Source organism: Pelotomaculum terephthalicicum JT (genome assembly GCF_022410535.1).
Lineage (GTDB): Bacteria > Bacillota > Desulfotomaculia > Desulfotomaculales > Pelotomaculaceae > Pelotomaculum_D > Pelotomaculum_D terephthalicicum.
Map to the genome: position 1 here is coordinate 15089 of NZ_JAKNBL010000018.1, position 20487 is coordinate 35575.

Annotated in this window: 17 protein-coding genes; 13 read left to right on the forward strand and 4 right to left on the reverse strand. The window is 50.1% G+C overall.

Annotated elements, in window-relative coordinates; translation table 11 throughout:
- Positions 1-183: 183 nt before the first annotated feature.
- The 13 genes from argC to bioA all read left to right on the forward strand — a co-directional run bounded on the left by argC (position 184) and on the right by bioA (position 16229).
- A complete protein-coding gene (argC, locus tag L9W92_RS11245) occupies positions 184-1227 on the forward strand; it encodes an N-acetyl-gamma-glutamyl-phosphate reductase (protein WP_240083856.1) in 1044 nt (347 codons plus the stop codon).
- Positions 1228-1402: 175 nt separating this feature from the next.
- Positions 1403-2614 carry a bifunctional glutamate N-acetyltransferase/amino-acid acetyltransferase ArgJ gene (gene argJ / locus L9W92_RS11250; RefSeq protein ID WP_240083857.1) on the forward strand — a complete coding sequence of 404 codons (1212 nt, stop codon included), beginning with the start codon at positions 1403-1405 and terminating at the stop codon, positions 2612-2614.
- Between the two features lie 12 nt (positions 2615-2626).
- Positions 2627-3514: an acetylglutamate kinase gene (gene argB, locus L9W92_RS11255; RefSeq protein ID WP_240083858.1), complete on the forward strand. Its 888-nt coding sequence runs from the start codon at positions 2627-2629 to the stop codon at positions 3512-3514.
- Positions 3515-3605: 91 nt separating this feature from the next.
- Complete coding sequence (locus tag L9W92_RS11260) at positions 3606-4802, forward strand: acetylornithine transaminase (RefSeq protein WP_240083859.1); 1197 nt, start codon at positions 3606-3608, stop codon at positions 4800-4802.
- Positions 4803-4822: 20 nt separating this feature from the next.
- A complete protein-coding gene (gene carB / locus L9W92_RS11265) occupies positions 4823-8026 on the forward strand; it encodes a carbamoyl-phosphate synthase large subunit (RefSeq protein WP_240083860.1) in 3204 nt (1067 codons plus the stop codon).
- 26 nt (positions 8027-8052) lie between these two features.
- Positions 8053-8994: an ornithine carbamoyltransferase gene (gene argF, locus L9W92_RS11270; protein WP_240083861.1), complete on the forward strand. Its 942-nt coding sequence runs from the start codon at positions 8053-8055 to the stop codon at positions 8992-8994.
- A 145-nt stretch (positions 8995-9139) separates the two neighbouring features.
- Entirely contained in the window at positions 9140-10351 is a 1212-nt protein-coding gene (locus tag L9W92_RS11275) for an argininosuccinate synthase (RefSeq protein ID WP_240083862.1), read from the forward strand.
- A 39-nt stretch (positions 10352-10390) separates the two neighbouring features.
- The gene (locus L9W92_RS11280) at positions 10391-11329 is read left to right on the forward strand and encodes a hypothetical protein (protein WP_240083863.1); all 939 of its coding nucleotides are present in this window, start codon (positions 10391-10393) and stop codon (positions 11327-11329) included.
- Positions 11330-11457: 128 nt separating this feature from the next.
- Positions 11458-11640, forward strand: coding sequence for a hypothetical protein (locus tag L9W92_RS11285; RefSeq protein WP_240083864.1), 183 nt, complete (start codon positions 11458-11460; stop codon positions 11638-11640).
- Between the two features lie 329 nt (positions 11641-11969).
- Positions 11970-13364, forward strand: coding sequence for an argininosuccinate lyase (argH, locus tag L9W92_RS11290; RefSeq protein WP_240083865.1), 1395 nt, complete (start codon positions 11970-11972; stop codon positions 13362-13364).
- A 190-nt stretch (positions 13365-13554) separates the two neighbouring features.
- Positions 13555-14121, forward strand: a complete 567-nt coding sequence (locus L9W92_RS11295; RefSeq protein WP_240083866.1) for a biotin transporter BioY — start codon at positions 13555-13557, stop codon at positions 14119-14121.
- 6 nt (positions 14122-14127) lie between these two features.
- On the forward strand, positions 14128-14841 hold the full coding sequence (gene bioD / locus L9W92_RS11300) for a dethiobiotin synthase (protein WP_240083867.1): 714 nt from the start codon (positions 14128-14130) through the stop codon (positions 14839-14841).
- Positions 14842-14855: 14 nt separating this feature from the next.
- Positions 14856-16229 (forward strand): adenosylmethionine--8-amino-7-oxononanoate transaminase, encoded by a 1374-nt coding sequence (gene bioA, locus L9W92_RS11305; RefSeq protein WP_240083868.1) that lies wholly within the window; start codon positions 14856-14858, stop codon positions 16227-16229.
- A 14-nt stretch (positions 16230-16243) separates the two neighbouring features.
- Here the strand turns inward: bioA and L9W92_RS11310 are convergent, their stop codons facing one another.
- Genes L9W92_RS11310 through L9W92_RS11325 form a run of 4 tightly spaced genes read right to left on the reverse strand, consistent with a single transcriptional unit; the run spans position 16244 to position 20364 of the window.
- Positions 16244-16414: a hypothetical protein gene (locus tag L9W92_RS11310; protein ID WP_240083869.1), complete on the reverse strand. Its 171-nt coding sequence runs from the start codon at positions 16412-16414 to the stop codon at positions 16244-16246.
- A 13-nt stretch (positions 16415-16427) separates the two neighbouring features.
- On the reverse strand, positions 16428-17648 hold the full coding sequence (locus L9W92_RS11315) for a Ger(x)C family spore germination protein (protein ID WP_240083870.1): 1221 nt from the start codon (positions 17646-17648) through the stop codon (positions 16428-16430).
- A complete protein-coding gene (locus tag L9W92_RS11320) occupies positions 17638-18738 on the reverse strand; it encodes a GerAB/ArcD/ProY family transporter (RefSeq protein WP_240083871.1) in 1101 nt (366 codons plus the stop codon). The genes L9W92_RS11315 and L9W92_RS11320 overlap by 11 nt, the downstream gene beginning before the upstream one ends.
- Positions 18739-20364 (reverse strand): spore germination protein, encoded by a 1626-nt coding sequence (locus tag L9W92_RS11325; protein ID WP_240083872.1) that lies wholly within the window; start codon positions 20362-20364, stop codon positions 18739-18741.
- Positions 20365-20487: the final 123 nt, after the last annotated feature.

Here is a 20487-nt window from a genome sequence, read left to right on the forward strand (position 1 = left end):
AGGGCAAATAATGGGTTGGGTACTGAACTCAACCCATTTGTCTTTTCCTGAGTTATATAAAGTTGCCCCGAGCGTAGGATTATTATTGTATTATTATACATATTTATGTATAATTATTAATATTGGCTTTAGCGTACCACAAGAGGTTTATGTTAAATATCTTTTTTCCTGAGGTGATATGACATGACAGTGAAAGTAGGGATCGTCGGAGCAACGGGCTATACAGGGGCCGAGTTGGTAAGAATTTTGTCCCGCCACCCGGAAGTTGAACTGGTGGCTTTAGGGACTCAGAGTTATGCCGGTCAACCATTCTGGGTGGTTTATCCGCACCTGTATAAATATAACCAGTTAACTTGTGTAGATGCTGCTCAAACGGATATGCTGTACTCCGCGGACGTGGTTTTTGTTGCCCTGCCTCACGGGCACGCCATGCCGATTGCCGTTGAGGCGGCTTGCCGTGGGAAAAAACTAATTGACTTGGGGGCTGATTTCCGGCTGGCAGATTACAAGGTATATGAAAAGTGGTATAAAGTTGAGCATACGGCCAGAGAATTGCTGGCAGATGCTGTTTATGGTTTGCCTGAAATAAACCGGAAGAAAATCAGAGAGGCAAAAATAGTGGCTAACCCCGGCTGTTATCCGACCAGCGTTATTCTGGCTCTTGCTCCTCTTTTACGGAATAAACTGGTCGACTCAGGCAGTATCATTATCGACTCAAAATCAGGTGTTTCCGGAGCGGGGCGGGGATTGTCCCTGGGTATTCATTTCAGTGAGGTTAATGAGAATTTTAAAGCTTATAACGTGGCGGTACACCGTCATACTCCGGAGATTGAGCAGGAACTGGGCAAACTGGCCGGGGAAGATGTAACAGTATCTTTTACTCCTCACCTGTTGCCCATTACCAGAGGTATTCTCAGCACTATTTACGCCAAGTTGTCCAACCTGCCGGGTGAAGGCGAAATAATAGAGCTTTACCGGGAGTTCTACAAGGATGAGTTCTTTGTGCGGGTCTTGCCGGAGGGGATGCTGCCCCAGACCAAATGGGTGGCTGGAACAAACCATTGTGATATTGGTATTGCTGTTGACCCCCGCACAGGCAGGATTGTGATCATTTCAGCCATTGACAATATATTTAAAGGGGCTGCCGGTCAAGCGGTGCAAAATATGAATATTATCTGTGGATTGCCGGAAGATACCGCTTTAGTAGGGGCGGGGCTTTTCCCTTAATAATCAGTTATGTTTTTACGAAGATTCTTAGATAAGCTGATATATAGAAACAAACTTCTTTTGTATGAGGCTGGTAAATTACTGGAAGAATATTCTCGGGCTTATTCAGAATTCTGACTCCTGAATTCTGAATACCAGAATAAGTAATGCGTATATAAAATAGGAGGTTGCTTAAGTGGAAAGCGAATGGAAACTGTCCGGCGGAGTGACTGCGGCCGCTGGTTTTCAGGCAGGTACGGCTTCCGCCGGGATAAGGTATAAAATAAAAAAAGATATAGCTGTTATTTATTCTAATGTGCCGGCAGCAGCAGCCGGAGTTTTTACTACTAACATAGTAAAAGCGGCGCCGGTTTTGCTTTCAATGGAACGTGTCGCCGGAGGGAAAGCGCAGGCAATTGTTGTTAACAGCGGTAACGCCAACGCGTGCAATGGTGAGCAGGGGATGGAAGATGCCCTGGCGATGGCGTCCGCGGCGGGTGTTGCCCTGGGCATTCCTGGGGAACTTGTTCTTGTGGCCTCCACCGGCGTGATTGGACAGAAGATGCCCATGGATAAAGTGCTGCCGGGTATTCGGCAGGCTGCCGGTGAAATAAGCGCGGTTGGAGGCGCAATGGCAGCCGAAGCGATTATGACCACTGATACTGTTCCCAAAGAGGCTGCCCGGAAGATTGTCATAGGTGGAAAAACGGTGACTGTCGGCGGGATGGCTAAAGGCTCGGGGATGATTCACCCTGATATGGCTACCTTATTATGTTTTATTACCACGGACGCCGCAATATCTCCCGCCTGTCTCCAGCAGGCGCTTAAATATGCCGTTTCTTGCAGCTTTAATATGATTACTGTGGACAGGGACACCAGTACCAACGACACGGCAGTGGTTCTGGCAAACGGTTTTGCCGGGAATCCGGTTATTGACGGTGAAGGCGATGAATACATATCGTTTCGTGATGTTTTGACCGATGTCTGTGTCAGCCTGGCGATGGATATTGCCAGGGACGGAGAGGGCGCGACCAAGCTGATCCAGGTGGAGGCCCGCAACGCGCGTACCCTTGAAGACGCCCGCCTGGCGGCAAGGGCGGTGGCCGGGTCAAACTTGGTCAAGGCCGCGATTTTTGGCCGGGATGCCAACTGGGGAAGGGTTTTATGCGCTGCCGGTTACTCGGGGGCCAATTTTGACCCGCGTAGGGTAGATATTTTTCTCGGTAACGAGCAGGTTACTAAAAAAGGTTGTTCAATTGAGTTCAGCGAGGAAAGAGCCCTGGAAGTTTTAAAAAAAGATGCTGTACGGATTATTATTGATTTTAATGCCGGAAAATATGATGCTACCGCCTGGGGTTGCGATCTGACCTACGATTACGTCAGGATAAATGGAGATTACCGGACATAGGAGGGTTTTGAGATGTCTACGGCCATTGAAAAAGCGGCTATTTTAGTGGAGGCTTTGCCATATATAAAAAAATTTTACGGCAAGACTGTTGTAATAAAATACGGCGGTCACGCTATGATTAACAATGAACTTAAAGAGGCCGTGCTTACCGATGTGGTGCTGATGAAATATGTCGGGATGCAGCCGGTGATTGTTCACGGGGGAGGCCCGGAAATAACCGGAATGCTGAAAAGGGTGGGCAAAGAGTCAAGATTTGTTGACGGTTTACGGGTTACCGATGCGGAAACCATGGAAATTGTGGAAATGGTTCTGGTAGGTAAGATTAATAAGGACATAGTAGCTCAGCTCAACCGCATCGGCGGGCGGGCGGTGGGTTTGTCAGGCAAAGACGCGAACATGTTCCAAGCGGTTAAGAAACTGCATCAGACACGTACGCCGGAAGGCGGGGAAGAAATGGCGGATATCGGCTTTGTAGGTGATGTCGGCAAGGTCAATCCCGAGATTATCACAAAACTGATCAGAGAGGAATATATTCCGGTAGTGGCGCCGGTAGCCGTAGGAGCCGGGGGAGAAGGCTACAATGTCAATGCCGATTACGCCGCAGGCTGTCTGGCGGCCGCGCTGGGAGCCGATAAACTGATTATCTTAACCGATGTGGAAGGAATCATGGCTGACCGGAACGATCCGGGCTCGCTCATCTCGATTCTGCGGGTAAATGAATTCTCCACTCTTGTTGAACAAGGAAAAATTGACGGTGGCATGATTCCCAAAGTTGAGTGTTGTTTGGAGGCACTGGCCGGAGGAGTGCGTACAACCCACATTCTGGACGGGAGAGTGCCGCACTCGATCCTTCTGGAAGTATTTACCGATAAAGGCATCGGAACAATGGTTGAAAAATGATAATTACTCGGGAGTCAGAGCGAAAAAAGGTTTATACCTGAGTAATTACCAACTTTATTTAGGTTATAAAATGAAGCGGGGTGACTATGTTATGAATACGAAAGAGATAATAGAGATGGGCGATCACTACCTGATGCGGTGCGTCGGGCGTATGCCTTTAGCTCCGGTCAGAGGACAGGGCGCCGTAATGTGGGATGCCGACGGGAATGAGTACCTGGATTTTGTCAGCGGTATTGCTGTAAATTCATTCGGGCATTGTCATCCGGAAGTAGTTGAAGCCATTTCCCGGCAGGCAAAAAAACTGATTCACTGTTCTAACCTGTATTATATCGAGCCTCAAGTGCTTTTAGCCAAAATTTTGGTTGAAAACTCCGGCATGGGTAAAGTTTTTTTCAGCAACAGCGGCGCCGAGGCGAATGAAGCCGCAATTAAACTGGCGCGTAAGCACGCCAAGCTGAAATACAGCCCGCGGAAGGTGGAAATAATCACCGCCTGGCAGTCTTTCCACGGCCGGACGCTGGCAACAATAACCGCCACCGGCCAGCCCAAGTACCAGCAAGGTTTTGAGCCGCTCCCTGGAGGCTTTAAATATGCTCCGTTCAACGACCTGGAGGCCATGGAACAGGCAGTTGGCCCGGATACTTGCGCCGTGCTGCTGGAACCGGTCCAGGGGGAAGGCGGCGTCAACGTGGCATCGCGTTACTACCTTGAAGGAGTGAAAATGCTCTGCCGGGAGCATGGCGCTTTGCTGATTTTCGACGAAGTGCAGACCGGCGTCGGGCGCACCGGACGTTTCCTGGCCTGTCAGCACTACGGTGTAAAGCCTGATATTCTTACCCTGGCTAAAGCGCTGGGCGGCGGTTTTCCGATCGGCGCCGTACTGGCGACAGACGATGTGGCTGCCGCTTTCCAGCCGGGAGATCATGCCTCCACTTTTGGCGGCAACCCGCTGGCCTGCGCCGCCGCGCTGGCCGCCATGGATTTGCTGCTTACGGGTGGTGTGGTGGAAAATGCCGCCGCGGTAGGCGCCTATATGTATGATAAACTGGTGGAGTTGGCCGGAAAATATGATTATGTGCAGGAGGTGCGCGGACTCGGCCTTTTGCTGGGTATCGAGCTGAACGTTGAAGGCAAGGATATCGTTAACGGTTGCCGGGAGAAAGGTCTTTTAATCAATTGTATCAATAATAATGTACTTCGTTTTATCCCGCCGCTGACGATAACAAAGCAGGAGGTAGACCGGGCTGTGGGGATACTGGAGGGAGTTATGGGCAATCTGAATTACTAAAGTAACCGGGAGGCTGAGCAATGCCTAAGCGGAATGACATAAAAAAAGTTCTGGTAATAGGTTCCGGTCCGATTGTTATCGGTCAGGCTGCGGAATTCGACTATGCCGGTACCCAGGCCTGTAAGGCGTTGCGCGAAGAAGGTATTTCCGTGGTGCTGGTTAATTCCAACCCGGCTACCATTATGACTGATCTGGATATTGCCGATCTGGTCTATATAGAGCCGCTTTCATGGGAAAGCTTAGCCAGGATCATTGCCAGGGAGCGCCCCGACGGGCTTCTCCCCACCCTGGGCGGCCAGACCGGTCTGAATATCGCCGTGGAATTAGCTGAAAAAGGTGTGCTGGCTGAGTACGAAGTAAAATTGTTGGGAACCTCTCTGGAGGCTATTAAACGTGCCGAAGACAGGGAGCTTTTCAAGAAGCTGATGCTCGAAATCGGTGAACCGGTGCCTGAAAGCGCTATCGCTGAAAGTGTGGAAGAATGTCTGACTTTCGCCGGTTTGAACGGTTACCCGGTCATTGTCAGGCCGGCGTATACCCTTGGCGGGACGGGCGGCGGTATTGCTTACAACGAGTATGATTTGACAGAAGTTGCCCGCCGGGGCCTGAAGATGAGTATGATCGGCCAGGTGCTTCTGGAGCAAAGTGTTGCCGGATGGAAAGAGATAGAATACGAGGTGATGCGGGACGGCGCGAACAACTGCATCACTATCTGCAATATGGAAAACATTGACCCGGTCGGCATTCATACAGGGGACAGTATTGTCATTGCCCCGTCTCAAACCCTTTCTGATAAAGAGTATCAGCTCCTGCGGTCGGCTTCTCTGCGGATTATTCGCGCGCTGGAGGTAGAAGGCGGGTGCAACGTCCAGTTTGCCCTCGATCTCAAGAGTATGAATTATTTTGTAATCGAGGTTAATCCCAGGGTCAGCCGCTCAAGCGCGCTGGCTTCCAAAGCCACCGGCTACCCTATTGCGAAGATGGCCGCCAAGATAGCCATCGGGCTTAACCTGGATGAGATTATCAATCCCGTTACCGGCAAAACCACGGCCTGCTTCGAACCGGCTTTAGACTATGTGGTAGTGAAGATACCCCGCTGGCCTTTCGACAAATTCGGCAGCGCAGACCGGACCCTGAGCACCCAGATGAAGGCTACAGGGGAGGTTATGTCTATTGACCGTACTTTTGAAGGGGCGCTGATGAAAGCGGTGCGCTCTCTGGAAGTGGGCGTGGATAGCCTCCACCTGCGCGGGGCCGCCGCCTGGTCCGAGATGGAACTGCAGGACAATCTTTCATATCCCAACGATCTGCGCCTTTTTGCCATAGCCGAGGCCTTCAGCCGCTTTTGGAGTATGCGTGAAATTGCCCAGCTCACCATGATCGATTATTTTTACCTCAGCAAGATAAAAAAAATAATTGAGCTGGAACGCAAGCTGCGAACCGAAGGGCCCAAGCCCCCTCCAGATTTGCTGCGCCAGGCAAAAATTTCTGGTCTGCCTGACTCTCTGATCGGCCGCCTGACCGGACGGACGGCGCAAGATATACGCGCTCTGCGCAAAGAATACGGAGTTGCTCCAACTTATAAAATTGTCGACACCTGTGCCGCCGAGTTTGCCGCCGCCACTCCTTATTATTATTCAACCTATGAAGATGAGGACGAGGTGCCGGTTTCCGGGCGGCCCAAAGTGCTTGTTTTAGGTTCAGGGCCGATTCGCATCGGGCAGGGAATAGAATTTGATTACTGTTCTGTTCATTCAGTATGGGGGCTGCAAAAAGAGGACATCGAAGCAGTAATCATCAACAACAACCCGGAAACAGTCAGCACAGACTTTGATACCGCCGACAAGCTTTATTTTGAGCCGTTGACTCTGGAAGACGTGTTAAATGTAATTGAGAAAGAAAAGCCTCTCGGCGTAATTGTCCAGTTTGGCGGACAGACGGCAATCAACCTTACTGCCGGGCTTGTCTCGGCGGGCATTAAAATTCTCGGTACTCCGGTGGAAGGAATTGATACGGCCGAGGATCGCGGCAAATTTGAAAAATTGTTAACGGAGCTTGGTGTGCCGCAGTCGGAGGGAAAATCAGCCACAACGGTTGAAGCGGCCCGGGACATAGCCGAGAAGTTAGGCTATCCCGTCCTGGTCAGGCCTTCTTACGTACTTGGGGGCCGCGCGATGGAAATTGTCAGCAATACCAGCGAGTTATTGAAGTATATGGCTACCGCCGTGCAAGTTTCTCCCAGACACCCGGTGCTGGTGGATAAATATATTCTTGGCAAAGAGGTGGAAGTGGATGCTGTCGGCGACGGGCGAGACCTTTTTATCCCGGGGATCATGGAACACATTGAGAGAGCCGGAGTACATTCTGGTGACAGTATTGCCGTTTATCCGCCCCAGACCTTAAGCCGTCAGGTAACGGGGAAGATTGTTGAATATACCTTGAAAATCGGCCGGGCGCTGCGAATCTGCGGGCTGATTAACATCCAGTATGTTGTGGATGACAGCGGGGTCTACGTCCTGGAAGTAAACCCGCGGGCGTCACGCACTGTGCCGGTGTTGAGCAAGGTTACCGGGGTTCCGATGGTTCAGGCGGCAACGAGAACCATGCTTGGCAAAAGTCTGGCGGATCTGGGCTACCGCCCCGGACTCGGACCCGAACATGGCTTTATCGCTGTGAAAGCGCCGGTATTCTCCTTCGAAAAGCTCAGCCAGGTTGAGATCTCGCTGGGACCTGAAATGAAATCAACCGGTGAGGTGATGGGAGTTGACCGCACTTTTTCCCATGCTCTATATAAAGCCATGCAGTCGGCCGGGCTGCGGGTGGCATGCAGCGGAGACGTGCTTTTTTCCATAGCGGACCGGGATAAGGAGGAAGCAATACCTCTGGCGCGCGAATACGCTGGCCTCGGGTTCCAACTTCAGGCTACCCCGGGTACGGCGGAATTTCTGAAAAAAGCCGGGCTGACGGTACGTGAGGCAGAAGAAACAGTTTCCTTGGTTTGTTCCGGGAATATAGCCCTGTTGATTAATACCCCCACCCGGGGGAAAAACCGCGAACGGCCGGGCTTTTTGCTGAGGAGAACCGCTGCCGAGTATAAAGTGCCTTGTTTAACTTCGCTGGACACTGCGCGCGCGCTGTCAGTGGTCCTGCGCTATCTAAAACAGGGAGGAGGGCCGGAGCCGTTGAGCATGGCGGAGTTCGGAGCGTCAAGCGTATGTTGTTAAGCTTTTAGAGAGAAGGGATATAAGAGTTGGATGCACAGAAAGTTGTTTTAAAGGGGCGCGACCTTTTAACCCTGCACAATTTCAGTCCGGATGAAGTGGCCGCTATTATTGAGCTGGCCGGTGAATTGAAAGAAAAACAAAATTGTCAAGTACCTCACGCCTGTCTGCAGGGAAAGACTTTAGGAATGATCTTTCAAAAGTCTTCCACCCGTACAAGAGTGTCTTTCGAGGTAGCCATGTACCAACTTGGCGGTTACCCGATGTTTTTAAGCGCAAATGACTTGCAGCTCGGGCGGGGCGAGAGTATTGCCGATACCGCCAAGGTGCTTTCCCGCTACCTGGACGGTATTATGATCAGAACGTACTCTCATGCCGAAGTGGAGGAACTGGCACATTACGCCACCATTCCGGTGATTAACGGACTGACCGACCTCCTGCACCCCTGCCAAATCCTGGCCGACCTGCAAACTATAAAAGAAAGGAAGGGAACTTTTGCCGGTTTGAAGCTGGCCTATGTCGGGGATGGTAATAATATCTGTCATTCCCTCCTGTTCGGCTGCGCCAAGGTGGGTATGCATATCAGCGTGGCCTGCCCGGACGGATATATGCCTGACGGGGAAATCGTCAGGCTGGCGAAGGAAGACGCCTTGCCGACCGGCAGCAAGGTGGAAATAATGAACGATCCGGTCGAAGCAGTCTCTGGAGCGGATGTAGTCGTAACCGACGTGTGGGCCAGCATGGGGCAGGAAGCTGAACAAAAGAAAAGGGCTGGTGTATTCCCCCCGTATCAGGTCAATGAACAGCTGGTTGCCCACGCCGCGCAGGACTACATTTTTCTGCATTGCCTGCCTGCCCACCGGGGCGAGGAAGTAAGCGCCGGAGTGATAGACGGACGGCATTCAGCCGTCTGGGATGAGGCGGAGAACCGCCTGCACGCCCAAAAGGCTGTTTTGGCCTTGCTGTTATAATTTATTGACATATGTGAATAACTGTTGTAGAATTCTACAACAGAGTAATATTATGCCTAATTGTGATAATTGGCGGCATTTTTATGAAAATTGTTCGGAAATTAGCATAAATTCAGTTCAACAAGGTGAAGGAGATGTTGCGCAAATGTCAAAGGCAAAGGTTGTCTTGGCTTACTCGGGCGGGTTGGACACATCAATTATTATTCCCTGGCTGATAGAGAATTATGGTTACGAGGTTATCGCAATGGCAGCCGACGTGGGCCAGGGTGAGGAACTGGCGCCTCTTAACGAAAAGGCCATCAAAACCGGCGCCAGTAAGATTTATATCGAGGATCTGAAGCGGGAGCTTGTTGAGGATTACATCTATCCTACTTTAAAGGCCGGCGCAATTTACGAGGGTAAATATTTGCTGGGCACTTCCATGGCCCGGCCTCTGATCGCTAAAAGGATGGTTGAAATTGCTAAAAAAGAAGGCGCCGAGGCAGTGGCGCACGGCGCCACCGGTAAGGGCAACGACCAGATTCGCTTTGAACTGGGAGTGAAGTCTCTCGCCCCGGAATTGAAGATCATTGCTCCCTGGCGGGAATGGGATATTCGCTCCAGAGAGGACGCCATTGATTACGCCAATGCCAGGGGCATCCAGGTGCCGGTAACAAAGGACCGTGCTTACAGCATGGACCGCAACCTCTGGCACTTGAGCCACGAGGGTGTGGATCTGGAAGATCCCTGGAATGAACCGAAACCGGATATATTGGAATTAATCACACCGCCGGAAAAAGCTCCCGATAAGCCGGCCTACGTCAGTATTGAATTCGAGTGCGGCATACCCGTTAAAGTGGACGGGGCGGCTCTTGATCCGGTAGCTCTTATTGAAAAGCTTAATCAGATCGCGGGGGAAAACGGTGTCGGCATCGCCGATATGGTGGAAAACCGGCTGGTGGGCATGAAATCCCGCGGTGTTTACGAGACCCCGGGCGGCACGGTTTTGTACCAGGCCCACCATGAGCTGGAGCTGTTGACCCTGGACCGCGCAACCATGCATTTTAAAGAATTAGTTGCTTCCCGGTACGCCGAATTGGTTTACGACGGGGTGTGGTTCGCTCCGATCAGAGAAGCCCTTGACGCCTTTGTGGACAGCACCCAGAGAACAGTTACCGGAACGGTGGTAATGAAACTCTACAAGGGAAACTGCACGCCGGCAGGCACAAAGTCGCCGTATTCCCTGTACAACCAGGAACTGTCCACTTTCAGCAAGGACGAAATATACAACCAGCGGGACGCGGAGGGTTTCATCAACCTTTTTGGGCTGCCGTTGAAGGTAAGGGCGCTGATGGAGAAGAATGCGGGATTAAAATAAAAGAATTAGCCAAAGTTTATCATAGGTGGAGTAATCGGGATGAAAAAAATTGCTTTTACAATTGTTTTAATCTTGTTAATTGCCGGTGGACTGACAGGATGTTTGGGTAAGACACAAGAACAAACAGATGCCTCAGCCCAACAGGAAGAGGGAGGATATTCTTCTTCCTCCTCTTCCTCCTCGGGTTATGTATTTAATATACCTGAGACATCAAAAGAAGAAACCCTGAATATACCTGGAAACATCGGGCCGGGGCAGCGTATATTTATTAACGAGTCAGAGGCTGCGGTTGACGGGTTTGGAAATTTCAATGCTCAGCTGAAGCTGACTCCCGGGTTGAATTCTGTTGCATTAAAAGTTGTTTCGAGTGACAACAAATCCATTTACGCAACGGCAAAAAGCGTAAATTATATACCTTCCGACAATCCCAAGCTGGATGTGACCATTCCGGGAGAATATAATTCCGACACGGAGATGCTCATAATCAAAGGCGCGACAGAGCCCGGCTGTCAGGTGGACGCTAATGGTTATCGGGCGACACCGGATGAAAAAGGTGATTTTATTGTCAGTGTGCCGCTGGAAAATGGTGAGAATGTAGTTAAGGTTACGTCAACTAATCAAAAAGGAAAAACAAGCACTGTGCAACAAGTCGTTACTTACAGCAGGCTTAATAACAAACAACCTACGCTCGTCGTTTCGTCACCGGAACCGAAAGACGGCTATGTTTCCACGGAAAAAATTAAGATTAGCGGTTTTACCGAACCTAATAACTTGATTGAGATTTATAATAATTACTACAATGGAGACAGCGCTGTAAAAAGCTTGATTTTTAAAGGGACTACAAGCAACGGTCAGTTTTCCGCCGACGTGACATTATCGAAAGAAGGTGGCGGTGTCAACAACTTGTTAATAGTGGCGACAAATGCATTTGGCGGGACTATATCCGAAACGAGAAATGTTATTTATAAAGCCTCATAGCACAATTAGATAATGAAATATTAAGGGTATTTGCTGGAAAGCAGCTTGCCGGTGACGGACGCCGGACCGGATGTAGAAGGCGGTCACTGGTTATTTATTTTACCCTATAAGGTAAAGAGGTAATTAGATTGAGCAAGCTAGTCATAACATTTATATGTGAGAACAGGCATGATCTGGAAACAGTAACCGTCGATCTTGCCCGCAGGGGAGAAGTAACAAAAGAGGAAATATGGCGGATGCTGACCAAGGACTGCCGATGTAAAAAGTGCGGCAGCGATAAGTTTATCTACCGTACCCGGTATAAAGATTGATAAATTTATGTTGACTAGCCAATAATTAGGCATTATAATCATTTTATTCTGTTATTGGAAAGGAGGATGAGAAATGACGAGGGAACTCATTAATGAAATCCTAAGAGACGTCGGATTAGAGTCAATCTGTGATGGCGAATACGAGAAGGAGGATTAATCTAAGCGATGGATACTATATCCGGAAGCAAATTAGGAAGGAGGCAGGTGAGCAAGGTATCTGCCTCCTTCCTAATTTTATTCTATATTTATTTGGCAGTAAAAAAAGCCCATGTTAAAATAAAACGATAAATACAATATCCGCTGAGGAGAGGCTAAAGGAGGGTCAGGCTATGAGCAAATTATGGGGCGGCCGTTTTCAAAAAGAAACAGATCGACTGGTAGAAGACTTTCACTCTTCCATTTCTTTTGACAAGCGGCTTTATAAATATGATATCAAAGGCAGCATCGCCCATGCCCGGATGCTGGGCAAAACCGGAATTATTTCTCAGGCGGAATCAGAAGAACTGGTGCGCGGGCTGGAGGCGGTGCTGGCCGACATCGAAGCCGGGCGGGTGGAGTTTTCCGTTGGTGCTGAGGACATTCACATGAATGTGGAACAGTTGCTTACCGCCAAAGTGGGAGAAGTCGGCAAAAAGCTGCACACCGCGCGCAGTAGAAACGACCAGGTCGCTCTTGACATCCGCCTATATATCAAAGACGAAATAGAGCAGGTCGGCGCATTGCTTCGTCAGCTGCAAACCGACTTATTAAATCTGGCGGAGAGGCACGTTGATACTATAATGCCCGGCTACACTCACCTTCAGCGCGCGCAGCCGGTAACGTTCGCGCACCATTTGCTGGCCTATTGCCAGATGTTCGGCCGTGATGAGGACCGGCTGCAGGACTGCCGCCGGCGGGCTGACGAGATGCCTTTGGGAGCGGGTGCCCTTGCAGGGACAACCTTCCCCCTGGACAGAAAGTTTGTCGCCGAACAGCTTGGTTTTTCGTCAATTACCTGGAATAGCCTGGACGCGGTGAGCGACCGTGATTTCGCGGTGGAGTTCACGGCGGCGGCTTCTTTAATTATGGTTCATTTAAGCCGGTTTTGCGAAGAAATAATTCTCTGGTCTACCGCCGAGTTTTCCTTCATCGAGCTGGACGACGCCTATAGCACCGGAAGCAGTATGATGCCCCAGAAAAAGAATCCTGACGTGGCTGAACTGATCCGGGGCAAGTCCGGCCGGGTTTTTGGGGATCTGCAAACGTTATTGACCATGCTTAAGGGGCTTCCTCTGGCTTATAACAAGGACATGCAAGAGGACAAGGAAGCGCTTTTTGACGCGGTGGATACCGTGAAAAAATGTCTGCTGGTTTTCGGACGGATGCTTAACACGATGCGAGTAAAGAGAGATAATATGGCGGCGGCGGCGAGGGGCGGTTTCACCTGCGCTACCGATTTGGCTGATTACCTGGTGCGCAAGGGTGTGCCGTTCCGCGAGGCTCACGCGGCGGTTGGGAAGGCGGTTTTTTACTGCCTGGGAAAAGAGCAAACGCTCGAACAGTTAAGCCTTGAAGAATACAAAAAATTTAGTCCTCTGGTGGAAGAGGACGTGTATGAGGCCATCAACATCACATGCTGTGTCGAGGCCAGACAGCTGCCCGGCGGTCCCGCGGCGGAGGCGGTGCTCGAGTCTATTGAAAAGATCAGGCAGCGTTTAGCGGGAACCAAAACCTCACAAAGATAATTGAAATAGCCAAGCCGTTTATCCTGCTTTTGCGAAAAGAACAATGTTTTTAAATTATGCGAAGTTCCAAGCAGCTACAGTTATTGTCAACCTATATACATATTATAGTTGACATATGGACCTGCTCATAATATATTAAAGTTAACCTTTACCATGGGATTGGTTAACAATATAAACGAGGGGGCCTGTCATGAAAATATCTGTCAGAGAAATGACATTAGTGTCCATGTTTGCCGCTTTAACAGCGGTGGGAGCTTTTATCAAGGTACCCATCCCGTATGTGCCTTTCACTCTTCAATTTCTATTCGTCTTGTTCGCCGGTATGCTTCTTGGCAAGAGACTTGGCCTTTTAAGCCAGGTAATATATGTGATGGTAGGTTTGACCGGCGCGCCGGTGTTTGCCAGCGGCGGAGGCCCCGCTTACGTTCTCCAGCCGACATTTGGTTATCTGGTCGGGTTTGCGGCCGGAGCATATATAGTCGGACTGGTGGTGGAAAGAGTGCCCGGCGATAATTTTAAAAAATATCTTTTCGCCGCTCTGGCTGGTCTTACGGTTGTTTATGTTTTTGGCGTTACGTATTTATACCTTATTTTAAACTTCGTGGCGCATAAGACATTCTCAGTTGCTCAAGCGCTCTGGATCGGGGTGGCAGTTTGCCTGCCCGGCGACCTTTTTCTCTCAATAGCGGCCGCGGCAGTGAGTGTGAAGGTTATAAGAAGTTATGCCGCCGCAGGCGGGATTACCGGAAGAGGGTGATTTTTTTTGGCAAAAGGCTTATTTGTAACCGGAACTGATACCGGGGTGGGCAAAACGGTAATAACCGGCGGCCTGGCCGGAGTGTTCAGGAAAAACGGGATTGCGGCGGCGGCTTTTAAACCGGTGCAGGCCGGCGGGATCGAAAGTGAGCAGGGACTGCTGTCTGAAGACGCTCTTTTTTATCGGGCGGCGGCTGGCTTGCCGTACTCCGTCAGGGACATGAACCCTTGCTGTCTCAGGATGCCCCTCTCGCCTAATATAGCCGCGCGGGTTTCCGGGCAGGTAATCGACCCGGCGGCTCTAGCAGAAGCATACCAGCGCCTGGCCGGCGAAAATGATTATGTTTTAGTTGAAGGGGCGGGCGGGCTCTGCGTTCCCCTGGTAGACTATAGCTTTACCATGGCTGACCTGGCGCACTTGCTGGGTATTCCATTGCTGGTGGTGGCCAGACCGGGACTGGGTACCATCAACCATACTGTTTTGACGGTCAGACACGCCCAGTGGATGGGGTTGGAAGTTAAGGGAATTGTGATAAATGGCTACCGGAAGGAGCAGGCTACCTTAGCCGAGCGAACCAACCCCGAAGTTATTGAAGGGATGACCGGTGTGCCGATTCTCGGCATTGTGCCATACCTGCCGGAGACGAATGTCGAATTGTGTCGTGCCGGCGGTCTAGTAGAGATAATAGAGGAAAAAGTAGAGTGGCGCAGTTTAATGTGAATGGGGGAAAGTCATTGAAAGATTATCCAGGCGAACTATTGGAACAGTGGGACCAGGAATACATCTGGCATCCCTTTACTCAGATGCAGGAGTACGTGAAAGACAAGCCTCTGGTAATTGAAAGGGGAGAAGGGAGTTATCTCACCGACATTGAGGGAAAACGTTATCTGGACGGGGTGTCCTCTCTTTGGGTGACTGTGCACGGGCATAATAAAAAGGAATTAAACAGCGCCATTGCGGAACAGTTGGATAAAATAGCCCACTCGACGCTCCTGGGGCTTGCCAATGTTCCCGCAATCTTACTGGCAAAGAAGCTGGTGGAAATCACGCCGCCCGGCTTGAATAAGGTTTTTTACTCGGATAGTGGATCCACCGCGGTGGAAATTGCCCTGAAAATGGCTTTCCAATATTGGCAGCAAAAAGATGGCGGGGCTTTCAGCAAGAAAATCAGATACATCTCCATGGGGGAGGCTTACCATGGAGATACCATCGGCTCTGTTAGCGTTGGCGGGATGGAGATGTTTCATGATATATTCAGGCCGCTTCTTTTTGAATGTGTGCATGTGCCCGCTCCTTATTGCTACCGCTGCCCGCTGGGTCTGGCCAAGCCTTCCTGCGGCATGGCCTGCGCTCAGGCTGTGGAAGAGGTAATGAGCAAGAGCCACTGTGGAATCGCCGCCATGATTATTGAGCCTCTTGTGCAGGGAGCCGCGGGGATGATCGTGGCTCCGGAAGGGTATTTGAGAAAGATAAGAGAACTGTGCAGCCGCTATAATATTTTGCTGATTGCCGATGAGGTTGCCGTCGGTTTCGGACGAACGGGCAAAATGTTCGCCTGCAGGCATGAAGACGTGAATCCGGACTTGATGTGTCTGGCCAAGGGCATCACCGGAGGCTACCTGCCCCTGGCCGCCACCCTGGCCACTGATGAAGTATATCAGGCTTTCCTCGGGTCGCACTCAGAACGCAAGACCTTTTTTCACGGTCATACCTATACCGGGAATCCGTTGGCCTGCGCTGCCGCGCTGGCAAATATCAAACTGATTGAGAGTGAAAAAATAATTGACGGGCTGAATGAAAAAGTTTCATTCCTTGAGCAGGGCCTGAAAAGATTTAGCGGCCTCGCCCATGTGGGCGACATCAGGCAAAAGGGTCTGATGGCCGGTATTGAGCTGGTGCAGAATAAAGATACCAAAGAACCCTACCCGTGGGAGGATAATATAGGTCACAAGGTGATTCTGGAGGCCAGAAAAAACGGCCTGGTAATACGCCCTCTGGGCAACATCATCGTATTGATGCCGGTGCTGTCAATGAGCATCCCGGAACTAGGCCGGTTGCTTGATATCACCTACCATGCCATAGTCAAAATAACCGGGGAGGCGGACTGATGTTGATGTTCAGCTCAATAAAATGCAATTTCTAATACGCGCAGGAAGGCCAGGGTATACCCGATAACCAGGATTATAGCGAAAGCGCATAATTCACGCCAGAGTTTTTGACGAACCAGGCGCGGCGCGTCAAAAAGCACTATGGCGACAAGAGATAATATGAGAAGCGTAATGTTTATTAGCATCTGGCAGCCACCTTTACGGCTTGGGTTCAGCCGATTTTGTGATTTTTCCGGTGCGGCGTATCTTCGCGTCTACCGCGATGTTCACTTCCAAGGTGGGGAATATTTCATCCCATTGATCCTCCAACTGTTTCCATTCCCTGGGATACTTCCGCCGCACCGCCTCGCCGAAGCCGAAGATATCCGCGTTTAGTTCTTGTGCCTTAATCACGGCGGCGCTAATCTCGTCCTCAATTACTGTCTTTTTTTGCTCCTCAAGTTCTTTTAAGACGATTGGTTTGCTAACATCCATTGTATCCGGCTGCTCTTCACCCAGGTTGCCTTCTTCCCAAACATCAATGTTAATAATTAAATTCCCGTCCGTGATTTCCGGCTTAATTTTACTCTTGGCCCGGATTATCTCGATCGCGGCCAGCTTGTCTTCTTTTTCCGGGGAAGAAACCACAATGATCCCGCTTTTTACTTTTCCGGTAACCCAGAGCAGTCCCCGGCTTTCCTTTTCATCCAGCCAGCCGGTCAATTTATAGTGACGGAAAACGGCTGTCTCCGATACTTTAAGTTCTTTTGGCTGCACTGCCGTTGTTCCGTCCTGATTAGATTTTCCCTCCCCTGCGTTCTCCTCATTTCCTTTACGGAGCACATGGATCACTGTGGCAACCGGGGCGGTGGTCTTGCTCTCCACCGCTTTTAAAAAATCAATGATCTCCGTGGCGGGAGCCTTGCTGTGTGCCATTGTGGTTTTGACCATGCTATCAATGCCGTAGGCCCAAATTTTATTAATTCTCAGTTCAGTTTCCAGAACCTCCTTGGCTTCACCTCCTTTCACAACTATAAGGTAGTCCCGGATGTTTGGCTCATGGTCGCGCTCATAGAAGTCTATGACTTTATCAAGGCCTTCCCTGGCTAGTTCCTCCCCTATAACAAGAACTCTCACTTCTGAAAGAAATAGTTTTTCCCCAACAACCATGGACAGGTTGCGGAAGGCGTCAAAAGCGGTAAAACCTGTGCCGGTGTATACTGTCACCGCATTCATCATGCTACCCCCCCTGGCCAACGGGATGGCTTTGATTTCCCCGGCATCAACGACCTGCACCGTTACCTGTATTTTCCCCTCCTCTTCAGCTTTATCGGCACCGAATCCGGCGACAATTGCCCGGCGGTCCAGTTCCACCCTGTTCCAGCAGCCGGTCACAAAGAGATGCAATATCAAGAAGACAAGAAATAATTTAATTTTCACCGGCCGTTCCCCCTTTACCGCGCAGACAGGCGGCCACCAGCAGAACTAATGGCAAGACTGCTTCGACAAAAACAAAATAAGGCACTAATTTTACCATTTGCTCATATAAATCAGCAATATTCCCCCACAGCACTACCGAAAGCACGGTTAGCAACACACCGGCAGGCAGCACCAGAGCTTTGTACTCTTTTAGATTGAGCCATTGGGCCGTGGCCAATACAAAGCAGTAATAGAATACACTCACTTTTACAAACACGGCGATAACCCACAATAGCAAAAAAAGAGGCTCCACCCTCTCAATCAGTTCGGCCAAGCTGACCAGCCTGGCCGCGAAGATGGCGGGAACCGGTATACGCGCGGCCAACTCGCCCAGGACAGCTATAGTCGAAACAACAGCAAGCAACTCGCACAAGCTGATAACCACAAAGCTTTTGAAAATTATCCCCCTGGTCCGGCGGGTAGTATTAAGATATGGTATAAACATTACCATCACGATAGTTTCCGCGAAATAGACCAAAGCGACATATGTTCCTTTAAACACGGGCAGGATTCCTTTCTCCAGCACAGGTATAAAATTTTTAATTTCCATCTGCGGAAACAGCATTATTGCAAGGATAATCCCAATCGTCAGACTCACGGGCAATATTATTTCGTTCGCCCTGGCTATCACCTCCAGCCCGCTGCGGACAGCATAGGCGGCGGCAAAAATAATACCAATCAAAAAAAACACCAGAGGAGTTTCAGGCATAAAAAAGGTAATTGACAGCTCGCCGAAAAACCTGATCGGGAAGGTATTAAGATAAAGGAAAAAAAGAACGTATAAAAATCCGATGATTTTTCCGGGAATACGTCCGGTCACTATTTCAGCGTACTCGACAATGGTTTTATCGGGAAAACGCATTCCCAGGCTCATTATAATACGTCCGACCACTATGCCGTAGACTGTAAGTAAGAGTATGGAGATCCAACTGTCCTGGGCAGCTTCTTGATATATCATCGAAGGCAGAAACCCAATGGAGGTAGTGGACAGTATCGTTGTGATAACAAGGAAAGCGGCTTGCCTGTTAGATATTCTCCCTTCTTCAAGCATTTACTCATCCACCTTGTACCGGTGCGCCGGTTTCTTCTCCTCGTTCCTGGGTGGACTTGGAGATGAAACTACCCCTGCTCTCCGGGTATTTTTCCAACCGGTAACGCGGGGTCTACCGGTCATTACCCACCATGGGGCGCGGATGAACGTATCCTTCAAGTCACCTGGGCTTAGAGGGGCGGCAGGTGATAGGTAAGGCGCCCCGAAGGAACGCAGGGAGGCCATGTGGGCTAATACCAGGACAAAACCAAGAAACAATCCGAAGAAACCGGCGAACCCGGCTAAAATAGTAAAAAACAGACTTAGAAGAAGGTTGGTGTCGCTTTGTGGGGGGACCACGAAAGAACAAATCCCTGCCAGGGCAATAATTATAACTGCCGGTGCGCTTACCAGCCCGGCCGAAACCACCGCCTCCCCGACCACTAAGGCCCCCACGAGGCTCACCGTCAAGCCCACCGGCCTGGGCAGGCGTACCCCGGCCTCCCGCAGGATCTGAAAGAAAACTCCCATCACCAGAATCTCGCCAATCGCGGGGAAAGGCACTCCCTCCCTGGACGAGGCCATGGAGATGAGCAGGGGTGACGGCAGCACCTCCGGGTTGTAGGCTGTGATGGCCACATAAAGGGCGGGCAGTTCGGCGGTGATAATTACGCATAATAACCTGATCATTCTGAGTAATGAACCTGGTATATACCTTGAGTAATAATCTTCGCTGACCTGGAAAGATTCAATATAAAGATAAGGCACAGTCAGGACAATGGGTGTTCCGTCGGTAAAGATGGCCACCCTTCCTTCCAGGAGCTTTGCCGCCACCTTGTCCGGCCTTTCCGTGTTTCCGACAGTCTGAAATATGGAAAAGGGAGCGTCCTCAATAAATTCTTCCAGATAGCCCGACTCCAGCACGCCGTCAATATCAATTCTCTGCAGGCGCTTTTTCACCTCATCCACTAATTTGGTGTTTACAATCCCCTTGATGTAAGCGACGCAGATGTCGGTTTGGGTTACCCCGCCCACTTGCATACGCTCCAGCCGCAAGTCAGGGCTTTTGATCCTCCGGCGCAGCATGGAGATGTTAACAGAAAGTGCTTCGACAAAACCCTCCCGGGACCCCCTGACTACAGTTTCAGTGTGCGGTTCTTCCACTGATCTGGTTTCAAAACCCGGCAGCTTCAGGATAAGCCCTGTGTCTTCACCGTTGAAGAATAAAACTATGCCGGCTCCGAGAATCCCGTCCAGCACTGTGCGAAAATCGCCGATTTTTTTAACGTCGGCGATACTTAAAACCTTTTCCTTTACCGAGTCGGCCAGGTCCTTACTCCCCGAACCGGGCGAGGGTTCCACATTGTGCATATCTATCATTAAGGCCCGCATCACATTTTCCCGCAGGGCGGTCTCATTGATTAATCCATTTATATAAACTAGCGCCACCCGGGTCCGGCACACGAGCAATTCTCTAACTACAACATCCATGCTGTTGCCCAGAGTATCTCTAATCATATTTAAGTTAACAGCCAGGTCCCTGGAAAGTTTCACGGTACCGGCAGGAGAAGTGCATGTTGAAAAAGATTTGTTTTTTTCCCGGCCGCGCCCAAGGGATAATAATCTTCGGAATACATTTCTGGCCATCACTTTGGTCCTCACCATTCAATAGAAGATAAAGTTATTATCTCCAATAAAAAACTAATTACCCGTTAAATGAGAACTTTACATTATCGTAAAGTATTTGTGGGAATAGGTAAAAAAAGAGGG